This window comes from Synechococcus sp. H55.2 (assembly GCF_047462495.1).
Taxonomy (GTDB): domain Bacteria; phylum Cyanobacteriota; class Cyanobacteriia; order Thermostichales; family Thermostichaceae; genus Thermostichus.
Genome location: NZ_JANSJH010000004.1, coordinates 36,950 through 56,418 on the forward strand (window position 1 = coordinate 36,950; position 19,469 = coordinate 56,418).

A 19,469-nucleotide genomic window follows, 5' to 3' on the forward strand; every position below is an offset into this window, starting at 1 on the left:
CAACAGCCAACCCCCTCTACTCCAATGGCCAAAGCAGGGCCACCAGCCCGCTTAAGCCCACCACACCCCACAGGCTGCGTCGCAGGCGCTGCAACACAGGGTCGATCTGATAGCTGACGATCAGCCGATGCTGAGCCAGTTCCTCTTCCGATTTGGCATACATCGCCCCATCGTACCAGCCACTTTCTTCATAGGGGATCCGGGCCTGCAGCAAGCGCCGCCGCACATAGGCCCATCCCAAATAAAGATGGAGCAACACCAGGCCGAGCAAAGCATTGGCCCCCAGCACAGACCCAGAGACGAAGTGGCCCCAGTCCCCGGCAAAGCTGCTCCAAACCAGCGGGGAAACCGCCAGCACGACCGCTCCCCAAACAGCGCCGATTCGCCGGAGATAAGGAATCCACCCCAAAGCGGGCCAGGAGAAAGGAAAAGACTCCCTTAGCTCGGCATACTGCCGCAGCGGCTGTTGCTCAGCAGGAATGGGATGGGCAGGATCCAGCATACACCTTAATGTATCTACACAAAATGATATCGGTCGGGTCAGCTCCCCGCCAAGCCCATTCTCAGAGCCCGCCCCGATAACCGAAGGCGAGCGGGGTATCGTATTGAGTAGTGTGGTCGCGTCTACAATCCCTCTTGCCATGAGCTTCACGAGCGAATCTGCCGCCGCACCCTATGTCGTCCTGAGAGAGCCGGACGGCAGCCAGAGGAAGTACATTCTCTCCGGAGCGACCGCTTGGACGCTGGGCCGCGATGAAGACAACGCCATCGTCCTAACCGATCCCAGCGTTTCGCGCCAACATGCCCTGCTGCAATACCTCGACCACAACAGCATCTATCTCATCGATCTGGGCAGCCGCAACGGCTCCTTCGTCAACAATCGCCGCGTCAGCATTCCCACCCTGCTGCAAGATGGAGATCACCTCACCCTTGGACAATCCCAGCTCGAGTTTCACAGCGGATCCCTGGCCAGCTCAGAACCCAGTTCTGCGGCCAAACCGTCGGACACTCTGGTTCTGCAAACCCGCTGGCTGATCTCGGTGGCTGTGGTGGATGTGCGCGGTTACGGACAACTGACCCAACAACTGGACGAGCGCCTGCTGTCGCAGGTGATGGGCGATTGGTTCCGGCGGGGCGGAGATATCATTCAGCAGTACGGCGGCACGGTCGATAAATACATTGGCGATGCGATCATGGCCGTTTGGTTCCACGCGCCCCAAGCCAACCCAGCTCCCCTGGAAACCGCAGCGCCGGGAATGGATCTCGACGTCAAGTCGGTTTTGCAGGCCATGACGAAGCTGTTTCAAATGACCGAGCACCTGAACGGCGAGTTTCCCCTGCCTTCTCCCATCCGGCTGGGGGCAGGTGTCAACACCGGCTCGGCGATCGTGCGCCAGGTGGGCAACAACACTCGCCAGGAGTACACGGCCTTGGGAGATACAGTGAATTTGGCCTTTCGCATCGAGAGTGCCACCCGCACCCTCAACACCGACTTGGCCATCAGCCACGACACCTATATCTGCTTGGCCAAACAACTGGGGCAGGCAGCCACCTGCTTCTCGCAGCAGGCCGTAGAGCTGAAGGGGTATGCCCACCCTCATCAGGTGTACTACTGCGATGTGGGGTCTTTGCAAGCCGTTCTCGGCACCTAGACCCCGCCTCCCGATACCCGTGGGATCCCGCCGTTCCTCCAGAACCTTCTGCTGCTCCTTTACAGGTGGTCACTTTTCGGTCACCTTGGAGTTTCGCCGTCCGGTGAACGGGATCCCGCGCTTGGGTCGCCAAAGCCAGATGTGGTGTAGGTTCCCCGATATCGGCGGAAGATTGTCTCTGCCGGCGGTAACTTGCTCAGGGGGAAAGGCGGCGCAGAAGCTGGGGATCCACCTCGCCCACATAGGTATTCAACCCGATAGCCGTGGCGATCAAAGCCCCATCCACCTCCACCCGCCGGTATTGGGCGATGGCCTCTGCCAGGGGCACATCCACCACCCGCCGGTTTTGCCAGGCCACCATGCGGTCGTACTTGCCCTGGGCGATCAGGTCCACAGCCGCCACCCCAAAGGCTGCTCCCAGCAGGCGATCCAGCGGCGAAGGGGTGCCTCCCCGCTGCAGATGGCCCAAAACCATCACCCGCGTCTCGATGCCGGTGCGCAGGGCGATCTCGTTGCCAATATAATGGCCAATGCCACCGTAGAGAGACTGCCCCAGGCTGTTGGTGTAGGTTATGGGCTCGCCTGACTCGGTGGGAACGGCCTCCGCCACCACCACAATGCTGAAATTGTTGCCCCGCTCTTTGCGGTCGAGGATCCTTTTGCAGACATTCTCCAGCTTGTAGGGGATCTCCGGGATCAAGATCACATGCGCCCCCCCGGCAATGCCGGCGCTGATGGCAATGTGACCGGCATCCCGCCCCATCACCTCCATGACCATAACCCGGCTGTGGCTGATGGCCGTGTAGGTGAGCTGATCCAGGGCCTCCACAGCCACGCTCAGAGCCGTATTGAACCCCACCGAATACTCGGTGGCGCCAACATCGTTGTCGATGGTCTTAGGGATCCCGACGAAGTTCCAATCCCCCTGCAGAGCCAATTGCCGGAGAATGGCCAGGCTGCCATCCCCGCCCACCCCGATCAAAGCATCCAAGCCCAGCCGGTGGTAGCCGGTGATCACCTCTGCCGAGCGATCCACCAAGCTGCCATCGGGCATGGGATAGGCGAAGGGGTTGCCCCTGTTCACCGTACCCAGGATGGTGCCGCCGTAGCGCAAAATGCCGGAAACCCGCTTGACATCCAGCAGCTCCGCCTCCACCGGTCGGGCCATCAGTCCTGCCGTCGCATCTTTGATGCCGTAAACATCCATGTCGTAGTCGCGGGCCCGCCGCACCACCGCTCGAATCACAGCGTTGAGACCGCCGCAATCGCCGCCGCTGGTGAGGATCCCGATTCGCTTACGTTTGGGCATAGGTCTCTGGCTGAAAAAGGGCGAACATCCTAAACATCGATTGCAGAGAAAAAGGAGAGGTTGAGGGATCCCTACAACCCAGCAAGATCAGGTTAGCCTGCCTTGCCGGCGCAGTTTGTCTTGGGCGATAAGCCCAGACGTTAAGTATCCTTCACAAAAACAATTAAGAAACATTGCCGCACAAACCCGCAATTTGGGCAAGCTGCGATATCTCCGAGGATAGATCTTTCCGAAAAAACTTGGGGCAACGATCGACTCAAAAAATGAAATCATTTGTTAAGCAGGGATGATCAAAACCCACTCAACCCGATGATAAAGATGAGCATAGAGATAGGGTCTCAAGTCTCGTTTGGGAGAAGTATTATGACTCAAACCATTGCTCAGTGTGCTCTGCAAGGGGCCGCGGAGTTGCTCAGCCGCTACCAGCGGGGAGAGCGCCATTTTCCCCAATCCTGCTTAGAGTACGCTTTTTTGAGGGGGGCAGATCTGCGGCACGCCGATCTCCAGGGATCCGATTTGCATGGGGCCAACCTGCGCTATGCCAACCTGCGCGGCAGCAATCTGGCCAATGCCGATCTGCGCTGTGCCGATCTGCGCTATGCCGACCTGGAGGGAGCCCGTTTGGAAGGAGCCAACTTGAGTGGCTCCCAGTACAACCACAGCACCTGCTTTCCGGCAGGGTTTGACCCGGCGGCGGCAGGGATGCAACTGCTTGAATTTTAGTTGGCAATTCGGCTGCCCAAGCCTCAGGGCAGGGGAAAGCGCTCCCGCAGATCTTGAACCACCGGCGCCGGCACGAGATGGTCGATGGGGCCGCCCAGCTTGGCGACCTCCTTGACCAGGCTGCTGCTGACGAAGCTGTGTTCGCTGGCGGTGGCGAGGAAGAGGGTTTCCAGTTCGGGGGCCAGCAGCTTGTTGGTGTGGGCCATTTGCAGCTCCACATCGAAGTCCGACAGGACGCGCAAGCCACGCACAACGACTTTTGCCCCCCGTTGACGGGCATAGGCCACCGTCAAGCCGGAAAAGGTATCGACCTCAACGTTTTTCAGATGGGCAGTGGAAAGGCTAATCTGGGCCTGCCGCTGCTCGGGGCTGAAGAGGGGGGTTTTGTTGGGGTTTTTTAAGACGGCGACGATCACCTTGGAAAAAAGACGGCTGGCCCGCTCGATGATATCGAGATGCCCAAGGGTAATGGGATCGAAGCTACCGGGATAGAGAGCGATCATGGCCAAGCTGGAGTCGTGCTATTCTTCACCCTACCTGGTCGCGGGCCCAAGCCAAATAGGTGGCGCTCACTTGGCTGGCTGGGATGGCCAGAATCTCCGGCTCTTCATAGGGATGTAGCTCCCGCAGCCGTTGTTCGAGCCGAGGATAGGCGGTCGCGGGCAATTTGAACAGGAGGAGGAACTCAGCATCGGTCTGCAGGGATCCCTGCCAGCGATAGTAGGACGTAATTCCGGGCAAGATCTGGGCACAGGCCACGTGACGTTCGGCCACCAAGGTGTGGGCCAAGCGGTGGGCTTCGGCCTCGGATCCCACCGTGGTCATCACAACCAAGAGGCTATTGGGTGCATCTGTGTTGTCCATTCAGGTGCTCCTAGAGCAGGGATGTGCCTTTGGCAAAATAGGGCCGCTTCTGGTGCCAGCGCCAGGCTGTTTGAATGATCTCGGCCAAGTCGCTGTAGAGAGGTTTCCAGTTGAGATCCCGCAGGATGGCACCGGCATCGCCCACCAGGCAGGGGGGATCCCCCGGTCGGCGTGCTCCCATTTGCACCGGGATCTGTTGTCCGGTCACGGCTTCGGCGGCGGCGATGACCTCCCTGACGGAAAAGCCTTGGCCATTGCCCAGGTTATAGGCTGCTTGCACGGGCCGGCCAGAGGCCAGCGCCTCTGCTGCCAACACGTGGGCTTGAGCCAGGTCGGCGACATGGATGTAGTCTCGAATACAGGTGCCATCAGGGGTCTCGTAGTCATCTCCGAAAACGGTGATGTGGGGACGTTGGCCGGCGGCGGCATCCAGCACCAAAGGGATCAGGTGGGTTTCCGGGTCATGGGCTTCACCGATTTCGCCGTCGGGATCGGCGCCGGCGGCGTTAAAGTAGCGCAGGCTGATGGACTGGATCCCGTGGGCAGCCCGAAAATCCCGCAAGATCTGCTCCACCATCAGCTTGCTCTGGCCGTAGGGGTTGATGGGACGTTGCGGATGACTTTCAGGGATGGGGAGCCGCTCTGGCACCCCGTAAGTGGCGCAGGTGCTGGAGAACACAATGTACGGGATCCCGTGATCTCGCATGGCCTCCAACAAACTCAGGGATCCGGCCACATTGTTGCGGTAGTACTTGCCGGGATCCTTGACCGACTCACCCACATAGGCATAGGCGGCAAAGTGGATCACCCCTTCCGGTCGATAGCGTCGGATCACCTGATCCAGTCGCTCGCGGTCGGCAATGTCGCCGATTTCCAACGGCCCCCAGCGAACCGCCCAGGGGTGCCCGTAAATCAAGTTGTCGTAAGCAATGGGGAGATGGCCAGCAGCCGCCAGAGCTTTGCAGGTGTGGCTGCCGATGTATCCTGCCCCGCCCGTAACCAAAAGCCGCATAGGCAGACGTCAGAGCAAAAGGTTGTTAAAGGTTGCCGAGGGGATCCCTATCAAGCGCCAAAAGCCTCCTTAGCGGCGTACATCACCTCCACGCTGATCTCAGCCAAGCCCCGCTCGCGGGCAAATTTTTCGGTGTTGCGCTTCACCTTGCCCCGCACAAAGCCGGGCACCTTGTTCAGCTCCGCCTGGGCCTCCCGCGTCCAGATGAGATCGGAATCGGCGCTCAGGCTCTTGTGGATCACTTCTTTGGTGTCGTGGCCGCCGAAGACCTCCAGCAGATGATCCTCCATGCCCAGCGTAAAGGAGTTGTAGATTAAGTCCACAACTTGGTTGGCGCCCTCGTAGCCCAAAAAGGGCTTGTAGCCGATGGGAAAATCCTGCACGTGGATGGGCGCGGAGATCACCCCACAGGGGATCCGCAGCCGTTTGCCCACATGCCGCTCCATCTGGGTGCCGAAGATAGCAGCAGGCTCCGCCTGGGCAATGGCATCGGCCACACGGGTGTGATCCTCCGTCAGCAGAACCTGATCGCAATACCCGCCCACCTCCGCCTGAAACCACTCGCCATCGTAGGTGCAATAGCTGCCCGCCCAGACCACGTGGATCCCCATCTCGCGGGCCAGGATCTTGGTGATCGCTGCCGCATGGGTGCAATCCCCAAAAACCACTGCCTTTTTGCCGGTCAGGTTTTGGCAATCGATGGAGCGGGAGAACCAGGCCGCCTGGGAAACATGTAGGGTCTGCTCCTGGATGTAGGGCTCGTAGTCCGCCCGGATCCCTTGCTCGTTGAGAACCTGCTGGATTTGGCGGATGAAGCGGGCTGTTTCCACCACTCCCATGGGGGTGATCTCCACGTAGGGCGTGCCAAACTGCTCCTGCAAGTAGCGAGCTGTCATCGGCCCCAGTTCGCGGTAGGGCACCACGTTGAACCAGGCCCGCCCCAGATGCTTGAGATCGTGGACGCTGGCCCCCTGCGGGATCACCAAGTTAAGGTCGATACCCAGATCCCGCAGCAGCTTTTTCAACTCCCGCAGATCGTGGGCGTGGTGAAAGCCCAGGCTGGAGATGCCGAGGATGTTGCAGGAAGGACGTTCCGTCTTCTGGGCTAAGCCGTCCAATTCGCCGCTTTTGCGGGCTTTGTTGATGTAGAACTCCACAATCTGCTGCAGGGTGCGATCGGCGGCCTGCAACTCGTTGACCCGGTAGTGGTTGACATCGGCCAGCAGCACGTCGCAGCGGCTGGCCAACTGCGCCTGCCGCACAAAGTGATGCAGATCCTCCTGCAAAATGCTGGAGGTGCAGGTGGGGGTGACGACAATCAAATCCGGCTGCTCCTCGCCATCTTTACGGACGATGTTGCGAATCACCTTCTCGTCCGATCCCCGCGCCAACACCTGCCGGTCAACGACGCTGGTGGTTACCGGGGTAAAGTCCCGCTCCCGCTCCAACATGGAACGCATCACGTTGAAATAGTCGTCCCCCAGGGGAGCATGCATGATGCTGTGGACATTTTTGAAGGAACTGGCCACCCGCAGCGTGCCGATGTGGGCGGGGCCAGCATACATCCAATAGGCCAATTTCATAAGCAGCCTCTGAAGAAAGACCGAGGTAACAAAAAGGAGATCCCCATCCCCTGCCCGCTTCTCACTCGCTGGGAACCTCTCCTGGAATTGTAGAGTGCCCAGCAGCCGGGATCCCTTGCTCGTTATCTCCTGTAACTCTCGACAACAACATGTTGAGAAAATATTGATCATAAAGAAAAACAATGCTTCAAGGTAACTTTTGGTGCGGGGATCCCTCTACCATAGGCCCAAGCTCTGTTCCATCCTGGAAATAGGGACAACAGCCTTGAGCTGGATCCCCAAGCCCTGGCAGCTCGCCAGCCAAGGCGGTCAATTCTGTAGTTTTTGTTGCAGGTTAACTTTTGAATACAAAATGTGTACCTCTACAAACTTGAGCAGAGATTTTGTGTTACCCAGGCAAGTTTCTGGCCGCCGAAGGCAGACTGAGTCTGGAGAGAAACGCCTTCCTGTTTCCCTAGATACAAACCCGGGCAGGAGAGCATGACTGCTGCAGAGAGCGAACACCCTTGAGGTGTTGAGGTGAAAGCTTATGGGCTCTACCACGATTTCTTGGCAACGTGCGCGCAAAGCTTCAGAGGAGCAAACGGATTCCATGACTTCCACGTACTTCAAGCCTGCGGCTCACCTGCGCGACTGGCTGCAGGCGCCCTTGCAACCAATTCGAGCGGCAATTGACAGCATTGAAGTTGGGGATCCCCGGCTGGCCCACTTTTTGTGTCGGTGGATCCCGGCTCGCTGTCCTTTCGAGCGAGATGTGGTGCTGTGTGGCCACAAAATAATGCACATTCCACCGATGTGCAAGCTCAACCCCTTCTACGATCAGGTGGTAGGGCTGCGCTTCCGGGCTTTGTCGTTCTTGGCAGAACAGGGAGAAGACATCAGCCGCTATCTCTAGATTGGCTCTTGGTTTAGATGATACTTCACAGATATTCACGGGACATAGATTGCTTCTTTTTCTATCAATGGATGGAGTTCGGGGCGCAGAGCCTTGTCGGTGAAAAGGTCTAAGGAGCATCCAAGTTTATCTTCCAAGTAGAAGAGCAGACCCAAGTAATGCTTGGAGTCGGCTTTACCCATAAATTCAACTAGGATATCGATGTCGCTGCCGGCTTGATCCTCGCCACGAGCGGTTGAGCCAAAGAGGGCCAGTCGCCGCACGCCAAACTGCTCTTAAATCTCGGCAAATTGCTCGCCGAGCAATTGTAATACTTGTTGTTTCCTCATGGTTGGGCAGATTGGATCACTCACTTGTCAACTCTCTAAGGGGGAACGCAGGTTGGCCGCTTGTTTCGATCTTCCAGGCTCACACAGGTAGGTGTTTATTCTAGCTATCTTTAGGAGTCACGGAGTCCGGTTCAAGGGATCCCTGGCCGTCCAAAAGCCGTTGAAAAACTATGGCCACTTCAACCTAGGTTAAGACAGTCTCCAAGCGGTTCTCGCCACTACCCAAGCACTCGGCGCCGCTGCCCTCACCCCCGGCCCCTCTCCCACCCTCACCCCCGGCCCCTCTCCCAAAGGGAGAGGGGAGTTGGGGAGAGCGCTCTGCGCGCATTCGCGACAGTGTTGCGTAGCAATAACGATGTAACATAACAAACCGTAGTCTGGCTGGGGCGGATCCCGTCAAAAGCGAGTCTCGAACTCGATGGCAATGGCGTTGTTGCCCTCGAGGTCGGTGCTGGCGCGGGTGAGGGTTTGTTCGTTGAGGCGGTAGCGGGCGCTGTAGCGGGTGGGCTGAAAGGGATCCGTCAGGTTGCGCTGCACCGAGAGGGAAGTGGCGGGCCCCAGATCGCGGGCCACTTCCAGGGCCAGGCCCACCGAGGAACGTCTGGGGGCACGGGTATCGACCTGGGGGACGGGGCTGAGGCGAACCTCATCCAAGCCGAGGGTGTCCCGCAGCGTCTCCACCACATCGTTGAGTAGGGCTGTTCCCGCCAGTCCGGCCACCCCGGCTTCTGGATTCAGTTGGGCCAAAGCTGTTCCCCCCAACAGGGCGACAATCTCTTCTGGGGAGCGGCTGGGACTGCTAGAAAGCGTCAAAACCCCGTTGCGGGGATCCGCAGCCGCAAGCTGGCTGGCCCGTCCGTTGACAGTGGCCAAGATCTCGATGCTCTGCTGGGATCCCGGTAGGGTGCGGTTGGTCTCAAAAGGAGAGAGCTCCTGGGGAAAGCGATACACCTCGAAGGCTTGGGTCACCAGGCGCAGGTTTAAAAAAGGATCGAAGGGGTTGTCTAGGTCAAAGGTGGCGGTGTTGGGGCGGGAGCGATCCAGGCGAAAGTTGGCAATGGGCAGGCTGACGCGGCCTCGCTCCAGGGCAATGGTGCCCGCCGGACGTAGATCTTGGGGAGTGCCAAACAGGCGCAAGCTGCCGCTGGCGTTGAACTCAAATAGGTTGGGGCGCTGCACGCGGATCCCAGGTCCCAAGACCAGCTCTAGACCGTTCAGCCGCGGCTGCCAAAAGGGATCTACCTGAGTCGCGTCTGTAGGAGCTGCCGCTTGGCGCGGGCTGACATCGACGATTCCATCGGAGATCTCTAGGTGTCCCTCCATCAGAGGCCGCAGCAGCAGGCCGCCCACCGTCACCTCTCCTTCCAGGCGGCCTGTGTAGAGGTTGGGCAGGTTGAGCTGGATCCCTTGCAGTTGCAGCGTTAAGGGTGGCGCGGTCTCGTCCCTCTGCAGGGCGCCGCGGGAGTTGACGGGCAAAAAGCCGTTGGCCAACAGGGATCCGCCCCCCAACTGGCCCCGCAGCTCCCGCACCTCCAATTGGTTGAGGTTAAAGACAATTTGGCCGGTCAGGTCGGTGATGGGCTCCGGCAGGGCGGCCAGTTTGAGGATCCCGGAGCCGAGGCTGAGGTTCCCCTGCAGGCTGGGCTCTCGCAAGGTGCCGCGGATGGCCAGCTCCAGTTGGCTTTGGCCGCCCTCCCAGCGCACCTGGTCGGTGAAGAGGTTGACCAAGCGCAGGCCGCCATTCTCGGCTTGCAGGCTGAGGTCGATCTGATCCGAGGCGGCCCGCACCTTCGCAAAGGGCAGGGTGTAGGGCACCAGGCCAGAGAGGCGGATCGGCTCGTCGCCGTTGGCCAGCAGGGCGCCTTCCAAGCGCAGTTGTCCCTGGTGGTAGTCAAATTGTCCCCCCACCTCCTGCAGCGGCACCTGGTTGATCTGGGCGTTCATCACCGTCAGGGAACCGCGGGCAAGGGGATCCCGCAGGTTGCCTGCCAGCTCCACATCCAGGTTGAGATCCCCTTGGAGTTCCAGCCCATCCGGCAGGAAGCGATCCAGCAAAGCCAGAGGAAACCCTTGAATTTGCAGGGATCCCGACTGTTCCTCCAGGCCCAACTTGCCGGTGAAAAGGGCTTGGCGTTCCCCACTGCGCAACAGCAGCGGCTGCAACACCACCGCCCCCTCGACCAGGCTGCCGCTGGCGGTGAGGCTTTCAACACCAAACTCCTCCGCTTGCCAATTCTGGCCCTCCAGGTGAAAGCTGACGCTGGGCCGGTTGAGGTTGCCGACGAGGCTGACGCTAGCCTGAAATTCCCCCCGCAAGCTGGTGGGCGGCGGGATGCGGGGATCCATTCGGCTGGCCAGGGCCTCCAGGTGGGCAGCCAGGATCTGGGCGTAGTATTCTAGCTGCTCCCAGAGGGGATGGTTGGGCAGACCAACCGGATCCGTCCGCAGCACCGCGGCAGGGCCCAAAGGTGGCAGCCGAAAACCGCGGCTGGTGATATCGCTCCACTTCCGCCACTTGAAAGTAGAAATGATATCTTCCAGGCGACCCCGGCGGGTGCTGATCTGCAGGTCGATTTGGGGAACGGGAGCCGCCGAGGTGGGATCCAGAGAGGTCGCCGGCAGCTCCAAAGTACCGCTGGCGGTGTAGAGGCTCTGGAACAGCTCCAGTTGGGCTTGGGCAAGGGTCAGACGAGCGGGGCGAGAGTCGTCTCCAGGGTGGTAAGCGAAATCCACTGCAAGGCCCTGCGCCTCGAGATTGCCCAGTCGCAGCCCCTCGACCGCAGCTTGACCTTGAGCAGCGCCACTGGCCAGGTCAAGCGCCACCTCCCCATCGAGGGTTCCCTGCAAGCCGGCCCATGCCCCAGCAGCCACCCCCCCCAGCCAAGCTAGCGGCAAGCGGTTCGCCACCACCTGCAGCTCATCTTGCTGTCGTTGGCCGCGCACTTCCGCCTCGCCCCGCCGCAGCTCGAACTGCAAGGGCCGAAACTGGGGATCCAACTGCAGCGCCAGCCGCTCCCGCGTCCCCGCTAGCTCCACCGTCGTCCCCTGGCTAGACCAGCTAAAGGGCCCAGCCAAGTCGGCAAAGGCTACCTCCCCCACCTGCAAGCCGCGCAACTGGGCCTCCCCCGTCACCTGTAACTCCTCCAGGGAGCCGCGGAGCTGCCCGGATCCCTGCAGCACTCCTGCCACCCTCGGCGGCAGGCCGGGTACTTCTGCCAGGGGGATCCCGTCGGCGGCAAAGTTCAGATCCAGGGATCCCACCTGCAGCGTCTGCGGGTCTACGGGGATCCGTCCCTCTACCCTGGCCAAGCGGGTGGTGCCGGCCAAGATCTCTGCCTGCTGGATACGCAGGTCAGATCCTTCCCAAGCTAGCTGGCCGCGGATGCCGTCAACCCATGGCCATCCCCTCTCTCCCAAAGGCTGGGACAGGGCTAGCGACCCTTGCGCTCGCAACGCCGCCAGGAAACCCACCTCCGCCGCCTCCGCCGTGTTCATCTGCGCCATCAGCTCCCCGGAGAGGGATCCCGGCCACTGGGGGTTAAAAAAGGCCAGCGGCAGATCCTGGGGAGCCAGCCGCGCCTGGAGTTGCCCTGCCGCCCACCTTCCCGCCACCTGGGCCCGGCCCCCGCCCAGCTCCAACACGGCCTGCGGCACCTCCACCGCCCAGCCCCCCGCCTCGGGCAAGATCTGAAGCTGTCCTCTGCCGGCAATCTCTCCCCCTTGGGTTTCCCAGGTGGCCTCCACCTGGGGCCGGGATCCCGTCAGCGCCACCTGTACCTGAGCACTTACCGGCCCCGCCCAGGGCAGCTCGCCCCGCCGCGGCAGGTTGAGGTCGTAGAGGGCCAGCACCTGCTCCACGTCGGCCCCGCTGACCTGCAAATTGAACTGGCCCGCCAAGCCGGCAGCCCATTGCAGTTGTCCGGATCCCTGGATGCGTCCGCCGGCGGCCTTCAGGTCAATTTCCTCAAAGGCCAAGGTCTGGTCGGCCCAGCGGAAGCCAAAAGCATATTCCGGCACCGCCAGGCGATCCACCTGCCCCGGCGAGATCCCTTGCAACTGCCCTTGGATCTGCGGCCCCTTGAGCGGCCCAGTAACCGCCAGGGATCCCGCCACCACCCCTGCCGCCGCCACCGGCAGCTCAAAGTTGAAAGTCTCCTGGATTTGCTGCCAACTGGCTGGAGCCATGACAGCTTGCAGATTGAACCCCTCGTTGTCGCCGAAGGCAATGGAGCCGTTGAGATCCCCGAAAGAGAGCTGGCCAAAGCGACCGCTCACCCCCTGCAGATCCAGCTCCTCTAGGGTAAAGCGAACAGAGCCCTTCACCTCTTCAAAAGGATGCGGCAACCTCTCCAACCCCAGCCGCGCCTGCTGAACCTGGGCTTGCCCCGTCAACTCCCAAGGGCGTTCTCCGCCCCAGAGGACTTGCAGATCCAGACTGGTCTCCCCTTCCACCTCGGTCAAGGGCGCCGCCGGCAAGACGCTGGGCAGCAGCTCCAAAGGCAGACGCTGGGCGGCCAGCGTCACCGCGCCAGAAGCCTGGGCGAAATCCGCCACCCCCCTAAGCTGCAAGGGATACCCTCCTTCCCTCTGCAGAGGACGCAGCCGCGCCGAGAGCTGGAAACTGGCCCGATTCCCTCCCCCCGGCGGAGCACTCAGCCACACCTGCACCTGGCCCTGCAGATGGTCAAACTGGCGCCGCTCCCCCACCAAAGGGATGGCCGTCAGGGATCCCTCCTGCAAACGGACGTTCAGCCCCTGCAAGGGCAGGGATCCCTCCCCTTCTGGAAGTTGAAACTGCACATCTGCCCAGCCGCGATCCAGCGTTTCCATCAGCAGCAACTGGGGCCGGTTCAGGGTAATGTTGAGCACCCACTCGCCTGTTTGTAGCCAGGTCCAAAAGTCGGGGCTGAGGTCGATAGAGCCGATGCTGGCCAAATGTTCGATGTGGCTTTCTCCCAGCCTCACCTGCCAAGGGGCCACAAACCTTACCTCCCCCAATTCCACCCGCCGGCGCATCGCCTGCGAGAGGGTTTCTTCTACCTGGGGCAGCACCTGATTTTGAAGATACGCCCCGATTCCCCAGGCGGCGCCCAAGGCAGCAGCCGTCAAGCCCAAACCCAGCCCCGCCCCCACCCCAATCCAGGTCTTGGAGGAGAGGGGAAATCGTTGCTCTTTCTCGCGCTGATCTTCGCCCAACACCCACCCTCAGGGATCCGAACCACCCCAGTTGAGAAGCCCTGTTTGGCCCGCAGGCCGGCCTCCTCTGAAATAGGGGAAGCTGCCCCCATCCTACCCAAGGACTCCCGGCCTGCCACGAGGGGACAGAGAGAAGGGATCCCTGCCCCCAGCCGCAATCCCCTGCCCGCGGAAAAATACCGTCTCGCCCGCAGGGATGCTAAGCTATCTCCACGCCCGAGATCGGGCCTCCATCTTCTGTCGAGATAGACAAAAGGAGAAAAGCCATTCCGGAACCTCTGTCTCTGACGGTCAGCTTGCGCGGCAGCCACGAAGCGCTGCAAAACTGCCAGGTCTTTTACCTGACGGGCCTTCTGGATGCCTTTTCTGAGCCGGTCTTTGTTAAGGTGGTCACCAAATACTTAGAAGAGGGATCCCCCAACCTTATCCTGGATTTGACGGGGATCGACTTCATCGATAGCTCTGGCGTCGGTGCCCTGGTGCAATTGGCCAAGCTGGCACAGGGCCGTGGAGGTATCTTTCAGGTGGTGAGCAACCCCCGCGTCACCCAAACCGTGAAACTGGTGCGGCTAGAAAAGTTTTTGTCCTTGCGCAACTCTCTGCAGGAAGCCTTGGATCGCCTGAGGGAGGAAGGCGCGGGCAATCCAGAAACCGCCTGATACATGGGCCTGGGAACTTTTTGGGGGATCAGTGCTGGAGCCGGGGATCCCGAGTGGCTGACCCTCAAAGCAGCCCGCATCCTCGGCGCCGTCCGCTGGGTGGCCTGCCCTCAGAACGCCATCGGCCAGCCGGGTTTAGCCTATCAAATCGTGCGCCCCTGGCTGCGACCGGAACAAACCCTATTGCCGTTGCATCTGCCCTTTGTTACCCAAGTTGAGCTTCTGCAGGCGGCCTGGCAAGCGGCTGCCGAGCAACTGGCCCCGCTTCTAGAACGGGGTGAGGATGTGGCCTTTGTGTGTGAAGGGGATGTGGGCCTCTACAGCACCTTTGCCTACCTGGCCCAGGCCCTGCAGCAGCGGATCCCTGACTTGCCCATCCAGGCCGTACCGGGGGTGTGCTCTCCCCTGGCTGCCGCCGCCGCCCTCGGATCCCCTTTGGCGCTCGGCTCCGAGAAATTGGCGATTTTGCCTGCTCTCTTTGCCCTGGCGGAGCTGGAGGCGGCCTGCGCCTGGGCGGACGTGGTCGTGCTGATGAAAGTGGCCCCCGTCTATCCTCAGGTTTGGCAGTGGCTGGCGGCAAGAGGCTGGCTGCAGCAGGCCAGCTTGGTGGTTTGGGCCGGTTGGCCGCAGCAAGTTCTCTTCCCCACCCTGGAAGGATTGGCCGACTATCGCCCCCCCTACTTTTCCCTGCTGATCCTGCGTTGTGAACCTCGGAATTAGTTTAACTTTTCTTTTATAACTTAAGGCCCGGATAGAGCCGGCTTGTTTCCCTAGAAGAAGGGGAGAGATTGGGCTGGTCAGAGGCCAAGCAGCCCCAATCCAGAAGGCAGGGATCCCTCTATTGAGCTACATCAAAAAGAGATGAAAAGACCAAGTTAAAGGAATGATCCAGCCCGTTAAGAATGGTTGCTGCCCTTGGAAGCGAGATCGATTACAGGTTAGATTATGGGTGTGGTGATTCAGGCGAGGAGGATAATATCTCATCCCCATCAAACGCGAGACACCGCTTCTCGATTCAATCAAATCCAAAAGGCTCCGTCAGTCAACAGTTTGATCTCAACTTCCGATCCGTTGCTGCGGCAGGCTTTTCTGAGAAGTGGATGTCTCGCCAAGCAGAGCACCTGGTACCTACGACAGGTTTTCCTCGAAGTAGAACATGGGAGTTAAAGCAGATAGCTGTTGGGTTTGCTGTAGAGGCCACGAGGGAAGCAGGGAAGTACTCTTCCGGAAGCAAGTTTCTCAAGTGGTTTTGCCAGATCGAGAAGCTCAGCCGGCTATTTTGAGTCTCCACGCATGAGCGAGTGCAAGTAGGAAAATCGGTGATCGGGTTCAGGTGCTCTCAACCTGCAGGCTCTGGCAAGGTGAAGCCAATGCTCAGTGGGACAAGGGCTGCGGGCTTTAGCAATTCTTCGAGGTTCTCTCAGTTCATAGTTCCACTCTCGCTTTCAGGAGGTTGCTATGTTTGCTTTTCTGTCAAAGATTGCTAGAGCAGTTATCCGCATATTTGCTCCTGACAAATCCGATCTGGTGGAAGTGGGTTACCAGCCCATTACGGATGATGTCTATCGCATCAATGGCTCAGCCTGCCACGCTAGCGATCTGGAGATCTGATCGTAAGCCTCAGATTTGATTTGGGTTTTGGAGCACCCACGGGCATTGGCTCAAAAATCTTCGTTTCCAGAGTGTTGTTTGCTAACCAATTTGTTGAATCCATTTTTTGGAGTGCTCGGATCGGTTACGTGTTAGGACAGGACAACTGAATAAGCCTGGGTCAATTTGCGCTGCAGTTGGTCTGCGGCGGGAGAGGGTGGTTCTCCTCTCTGGGGTCAAGTTCTACCAGTTCAGTGGCGGCTCTGTTTAGAGGGCCGCCGCTTGTTATGGTTTGCAAGTTGTCTGGCAAAATAATAGGGATGCCCACGGTTGATGCGTGTTGCCTTCCCTTGTGGTTTATCCGGCTACGTCGGGTGATCTGGATTCCTTAGCCGAGGTTCTCGCGCAGGCTTTTCACCCCCCACTGGGTCTGCAGCGCTGGATCTACCCGATTCGCAAGCTAGGGATCCGCGAAGATTTGCGCCTCAAGCTGGCGGCCAGGGATCCCTGCTATTGCTGCCTGGCGGCGGCGGTGGGGGCCAAGGTGGTGGGAACTGCCGAGATCTCTCTGCGGCGCATGGCCCATGGCAAGTATCCCTATCTTTCCAACTTGGCGGTGCTGCCCGCTTGGCGGCGGCGCGGGATCGCCCGGCAGCTTTTGCTGAGCGCCGAAGGGGTGGTGCAGGGCTGGGGCTATCGCCAGTTGCATCTGCACGTGGTGGCGGACAATCTGCCCGCTCGACAACTCTATGCCCAACTGCGCTACACTCCCGTCCAGCGCACCTCTCAACTTTGGCAGTGGTTGGGGATCCCGCCCCAGCTTTTGCTCTGCAAGTGGCTGACGTAAAGTTATGTAAACTGGAAGGGGGGAGCTAGAGAGGTGTTGCCGTGATTGTCAAAAAAGTGGTGGGTAGGATTGGGCGCTGGCTGGGCCTGGCAGGGTTGTTTGCGGCTTTGCTGGTGAGCGTTGTGGGTGTTCAGTCTGCCCTGGCCCAGTGGGGCACCACTCCCCTGCCGGAGATCGGGGCGCCGGCCCCAGAGTTTGAGCTGCCGGATCAGTTGGGCCAGGTGCGGCGGCTGGCGGATTTTCGCGGCGAGTGGGTGGTGCTCTACTTCTATCCCCGCGACTTCACTTCCGGCTGCACGATCGAGGCCCGCCGCTTTCAGCAGGATCTGCCCAAGTTTCGGGCTCTGGGGGCGCAGATTGTGGGCGTAAGCGCCGACTCGGTGGACTCCCACCGGCGGTTTTGCACGGCAGAGGGGCTGCAATTTCCTTTGCTTTCCGATCCTGAGGGCACCGTTAGCCGCGCCTACGGCTCCTGGATGGGGGAGATGGCTCTGCGCAACACTTTTTTGATCGATCCTGACGGGATCCTGCGGGCCATCGACCCAATTGTCAATCCCTCTCGGCACAGCGCCGAGGTCTTGGCCCAGTTGCAAGAGCTGGCCCGGGCCGGCTAGTCCTGCGGGCCAAAGGTCTGCTCGAACTCTTGCAGCAGCTCGTCGATCTCCTCGAGGGCCTGGTTGACATCGATGCGCAAGCTGCCCAGGTCTGGCTTTTCCAAAAGCTTGACCAAAGCTGGCCGGCGCTCGCGAATGCGCTTGATGCGCTCTTTTAAGGCGGCAATTTCGGCTGCGTCCATGGCTACAGAGATTGTTTCAACTCCTCCAGCCTATCGCTTTCCCACCCGGATCGTCGCTCACCGCGGGGATCACAGCCACGTTGAGGAAAATACCCTGGCCGCTTTTACGGCGGCCATCGAAGGCGGGGCCGACGGGATCGAGCTGGATGTGCGCCGCAGCGGCGACGGGATCCCGCTGGTTTTTCACGATGCCGAGCTGGAGGGCCAGCCGTTGGCGGCGCTCACGTGGGCTGAGATCCGCGCCCGCAAGCCCTCGATTCCCAGCTTGGAAGAAGCGCTGCTCCACGTCAGGGGCAGGATTGCCCTCGATATCGAGCTGAAAGAGGCGGGCTATGAAGAACAGATCCTCGCCCTTATCGGCAAGCTCTTGACCCCTGCAGAGTGTGTGATCACTTCCTTTTTGCCCCAGGTGGTGCAACGGGTGAAAACTCTTCTGGGACGCCCGCACCTTGAAGGGGCCGCCCCCCAGGTTGGCCTGTTGGTGGAAGCGCCGCCGAGGGAAGAGCAGGGATCCCTGTTGGCCTATTGCCGCGAGCTGGGGGCCGACTTTCTCGCTCCCCACTACGCTTGGCTGGACTTGCCGTTTTTGGCAGCGGCAGCCCGGGCCGGGATCCCGCTCTACGTCTGGACGGTGAACGATCCGGAGATCATGGCCTTCTGTTTGCGCCCGCCTGGGGAGGATCCCGTGGTTCAGGGGCTAATCACCGACCGCCCTCAGTTGGCGCTACAAATTCGCGCCCGGCTCTGGGCCGCCTCCTGAGGATCCCCTGCCCTAGACCATGGGCACAAATTGCACCGGGAAAGCGCCCTTTTGCACCACCCCTTCTGGGGTTTTGTGGAGGATCAGCAAGGATTGGGATCCCTGGCTTTCGCCCACCGGCACTACCAACCGGCCCCCCACCGCCAGTTGATCCAGGAGCAGCATCGGCAGGGTTGGGGGGGCTGCTGTGACCACGATGGCGTCGTAGGGAGCGTGTTCCGGCCAACCTTGATAGCCATCTCCCTGGCGCACCTCCACGTTGCGGTAGCCCAAGGCAGCAAGGGTTTGCTGGGCACGGGCGGCCAAGGGAGACAAACGCTCCAGACTATATACCTGTCGGGCCAGCTCGGCCAAAATAGCCGCCTGGTAGCCGGATCCGGTGCCGATCTCCAGCACCACCGACTCAGGGGTGAGGCGGGCCGCCTCGGTCATAAAGGCAACGATGTAAGGCTGAGAGATCGTCTGGCCGTAGCCAATGGGCAGCGGGCAATCCCTGTAGGCGCGATCCTGCAGCTCCGGAGGAACGAAAAGATGGCGCGGCACCTTGCGCATTGCTTCCAGCACCCGCGGATCGCGGATCCCCCGCTGCAAGATTTGCTCCCTCACCATCCGTTCCCGTTGGGCAGCAAAAGGACAAGCCTGCCTCTCCCCACCGCCAGCAGCAGGCTCAGGAGCCCCCAACTCGGCAGCCCGGATCCCTGGGTCGGCAGTCCTCCTAAAAAAAGATGAGAACAGTCTGACCATTGGCCTACACCCTCCCAAGATGATGGGCCGCGGGGATTTTGCTCGAATGCTGCGCCGCAATTGCACAAGATCGCGGATCCCTGAAGGCTTCCACCTCGATCCTGGCCCACTTTCCCAAGGACTTCCAGCTTTCATCAAGAGATTGTTGCCAAGCCTGCTGCCGCAAAGTCTCTCGACAACCCGGAAAGCTGAACCCCTAAGGGTTGGGGAGGGCCAAAATTGTAAAGTTTTGTGCGCGATCCGTCGGGACGAGCGATTGCTGGCCTTTCTTTGCCCGCTCTAGTCTTTAAGAGAAAACCAGAAGCTCTTGCCGGAATTGACACAAAAATGCGGCACAATACTCTTAAAACAGCAAATTTCCCGACTTGCGCTCATCCGCCAGAACAATGTTAATATCTGTGTCGGGAAGTCTCCGTACTCCCTCGCGAACGCACCTTGAAAACCTTATGGATTCAAGCTTTTCCGGGGGTAGGGTTGATCCCTACCTTTTCCCCGCAAGGGGACGGAAAC

The 19,469-nt window shown here is 60.2% G+C and carries 19 protein-coding genes; 9 read left to right on the forward strand and 10 right to left on the reverse strand.

Going from position 1 to position 19,469, the window contains the following annotated elements; translation table 11 throughout:
- Positions 1–16: 16 nt before the first annotated feature.
- A complete protein-coding gene (locus tag NW844_RS01210) occupies positions 17–502 on the reverse strand; it encodes a CGLD27 family protein (RefSeq protein WP_414332768.1) in 486 nt (161 codons plus the stop codon).
- Between the two features lie 139 nt (positions 503–641).
- Between NW844_RS01210 and NW844_RS01215 the strand changes: the two genes are divergently transcribed.
- Entirely contained in the window at positions 642–1,652 is a 1,011-nt protein-coding gene (locus NW844_RS01215; RefSeq protein ID WP_414332770.1) for an FHA domain-containing protein, read from the forward strand.
- A gap of 196 nt (positions 1,653–1,848) precedes the next feature.
- Here the strand turns inward: NW844_RS01215 and NW844_RS01220 are convergent, their stop codons facing one another.
- On the reverse strand, positions 1,849–2,961 hold the full coding sequence (locus NW844_RS01220) for an ATP-dependent 6-phosphofructokinase (RefSeq protein ID WP_414332772.1): 1,113 nt from the start codon (positions 2,959–2,961) through the stop codon (positions 1,849–1,851).
- Positions 2,962–3,324: 363 nt separating this feature from the next.
- Between NW844_RS01220 and NW844_RS01225 the strand changes: the two genes are divergently transcribed.
- A complete protein-coding gene (locus NW844_RS01225) occupies positions 3,325–3,684 on the forward strand; it encodes a pentapeptide repeat-containing protein (protein ID WP_414332774.1) in 360 nt (119 codons plus the stop codon).
- A 23-nt stretch (positions 3,685–3,707) separates the two neighbouring features.
- On the opposite strand, the gene coaD is transcribed toward NW844_RS01225, so the two are convergent.
- From coaD to bchB, 4 genes are read right to left on the reverse strand one after another with little or no spacing between them, the layout of a single operon-like run.
- Positions 3,708–4,187 (reverse strand): pantetheine-phosphate adenylyltransferase, encoded by a 480-nt coding sequence (coaD, locus tag NW844_RS01230; RefSeq protein WP_414332776.1) that lies wholly within the window; start codon positions 4,185–4,187, stop codon positions 3,708–3,710.
- A 25-nt stretch (positions 4,188–4,212) separates the two neighbouring features.
- On the reverse strand, positions 4,213–4,548 hold the full coding sequence (gene cutA / locus NW844_RS01235) for a divalent-cation tolerance protein CutA (protein WP_414332778.1): 336 nt from the start codon (positions 4,546–4,548) through the stop codon (positions 4,213–4,215).
- A gap of 10 nt (positions 4,549–4,558) precedes the next feature.
- The gene (gene galE, locus NW844_RS01240; RefSeq protein ID WP_414332779.1) at positions 4,559–5,560 is read right to left on the reverse strand and encodes a UDP-glucose 4-epimerase GalE; all 1,002 of its coding nucleotides are present in this window, start codon (positions 5,558–5,560) and stop codon (positions 4,559–4,561) included.
- Positions 5,561–5,610: 50 nt separating this feature from the next.
- Positions 5,611–7,143, reverse strand: coding sequence for a ferredoxin:protochlorophyllide reductase (ATP-dependent) subunit B (bchB, locus tag NW844_RS01245; RefSeq protein WP_414332780.1), 1,533 nt, complete (start codon positions 7,141–7,143; stop codon positions 5,611–5,613).
- 592 nt (positions 7,144–7,735) lie between these two features.
- On the opposite strand from bchB, the gene NW844_RS01250 reads away from it, so the two are divergent.
- The gene (locus NW844_RS01250) at positions 7,736–8,038 is read left to right on the forward strand and encodes a Mo-dependent nitrogenase C-terminal domain-containing protein (protein ID WP_414332782.1); all 303 of its coding nucleotides are present in this window, start codon (positions 7,736–7,738) and stop codon (positions 8,036–8,038) included.
- Between the two features lie 35 nt (positions 8,039–8,073).
- Here NW844_RS01250 and NW844_RS01255 read toward each other — a convergent pair whose 3' ends face one another.
- On the reverse strand, positions 8,074–8,301 hold the full coding sequence (locus tag NW844_RS01255; RefSeq protein ID WP_414332783.1) for a nucleotidyltransferase family protein: 228 nt from the start codon (positions 8,299–8,301) through the stop codon (positions 8,074–8,076).
- A 462-nt stretch (positions 8,302–8,763) separates the two neighbouring features.
- Positions 8,764–13,563 carry a translocation/assembly module TamB domain-containing protein gene (locus NW844_RS01260; protein WP_414332785.1) on the reverse strand — a complete coding sequence of 1,600 codons (4,800 nt, stop codon included), beginning with the start codon at positions 13,561–13,563 and terminating at the stop codon, positions 8,764–8,766.
- Positions 13,564–13,859: 296 nt separating this feature from the next.
- On the opposite strand from NW844_RS01260, the gene NW844_RS01265 reads away from it, so the two are divergent.
- The 5 genes from NW844_RS01265 (at position 13,860) to NW844_RS01285 (ending at position 17,273) form a co-directional block, all read left to right on the forward strand.
- Positions 13,860–14,222 (forward strand): STAS domain-containing protein, encoded by a 363-nt coding sequence (locus NW844_RS01265; protein WP_414332787.1) that lies wholly within the window; start codon positions 13,860–13,862, stop codon positions 14,220–14,222.
- Between the two features lie 3 nt (positions 14,223–14,225).
- Positions 14,226–14,942, forward strand: a complete 717-nt coding sequence (locus NW844_RS01270; protein ID WP_414332789.1) for a precorrin-2 C(20)-methyltransferase — start codon at positions 14,226–14,228, stop codon at positions 14,940–14,942.
- 738 nt (positions 14,943–15,680) lie between these two features.
- Positions 15,681–15,833: a hypothetical protein gene (locus NW844_RS01275; RefSeq protein ID WP_414332791.1), complete on the forward strand. Its 153-nt coding sequence runs from the start codon at positions 15,681–15,683 to the stop codon at positions 15,831–15,833.
- Between the two features lie 316 nt (positions 15,834–16,149).
- The gene (locus NW844_RS01280) at positions 16,150–16,659 is read left to right on the forward strand and encodes an N-acetyltransferase family protein (protein ID WP_414332792.1); all 510 of its coding nucleotides are present in this window, start codon (positions 16,150–16,152) and stop codon (positions 16,657–16,659) included.
- Positions 16,660–16,703: 44 nt separating this feature from the next.
- Positions 16,704–17,273: a peroxiredoxin gene (locus tag NW844_RS01285; RefSeq protein ID WP_414332803.1), complete on the forward strand. Its 570-nt coding sequence runs from the start codon at positions 16,704–16,706 to the stop codon at positions 17,271–17,273.
- Here NW844_RS01285 and NW844_RS01290 read toward each other — a convergent pair.
- Positions 17,270–17,455, reverse strand: coding sequence for a hypothetical protein (locus NW844_RS01290; protein ID WP_414332794.1), 186 nt, complete (start codon positions 17,453–17,455; stop codon positions 17,270–17,272). The genes NW844_RS01285 and NW844_RS01290 overlap by 4 nt on opposite strands.
- Between NW844_RS01290 and NW844_RS01295 the strand changes: the two genes are divergently transcribed.
- Positions 17,454–18,215, forward strand: a complete 762-nt coding sequence (locus NW844_RS01295) for a glycerophosphodiester phosphodiesterase (RefSeq protein ID WP_414332796.1) — start codon at positions 17,454–17,456, stop codon at positions 18,213–18,215. The two genes, NW844_RS01290 and NW844_RS01295, sit on opposite strands and share 2 nt — an antisense overlap.
- Positions 18,216–18,227: 12 nt before the next feature.
- On the opposite strand, the gene NW844_RS01300 is transcribed toward NW844_RS01295, so the two are convergent.
- Positions 18,228–18,959, reverse strand: coding sequence for a protein-L-isoaspartate(D-aspartate) O-methyltransferase (locus NW844_RS01300; RefSeq protein ID WP_414332798.1), 732 nt, complete (start codon positions 18,957–18,959; stop codon positions 18,228–18,230).
- Between the last annotated feature and the right edge of the window lie 510 nt (positions 18,960–19,469).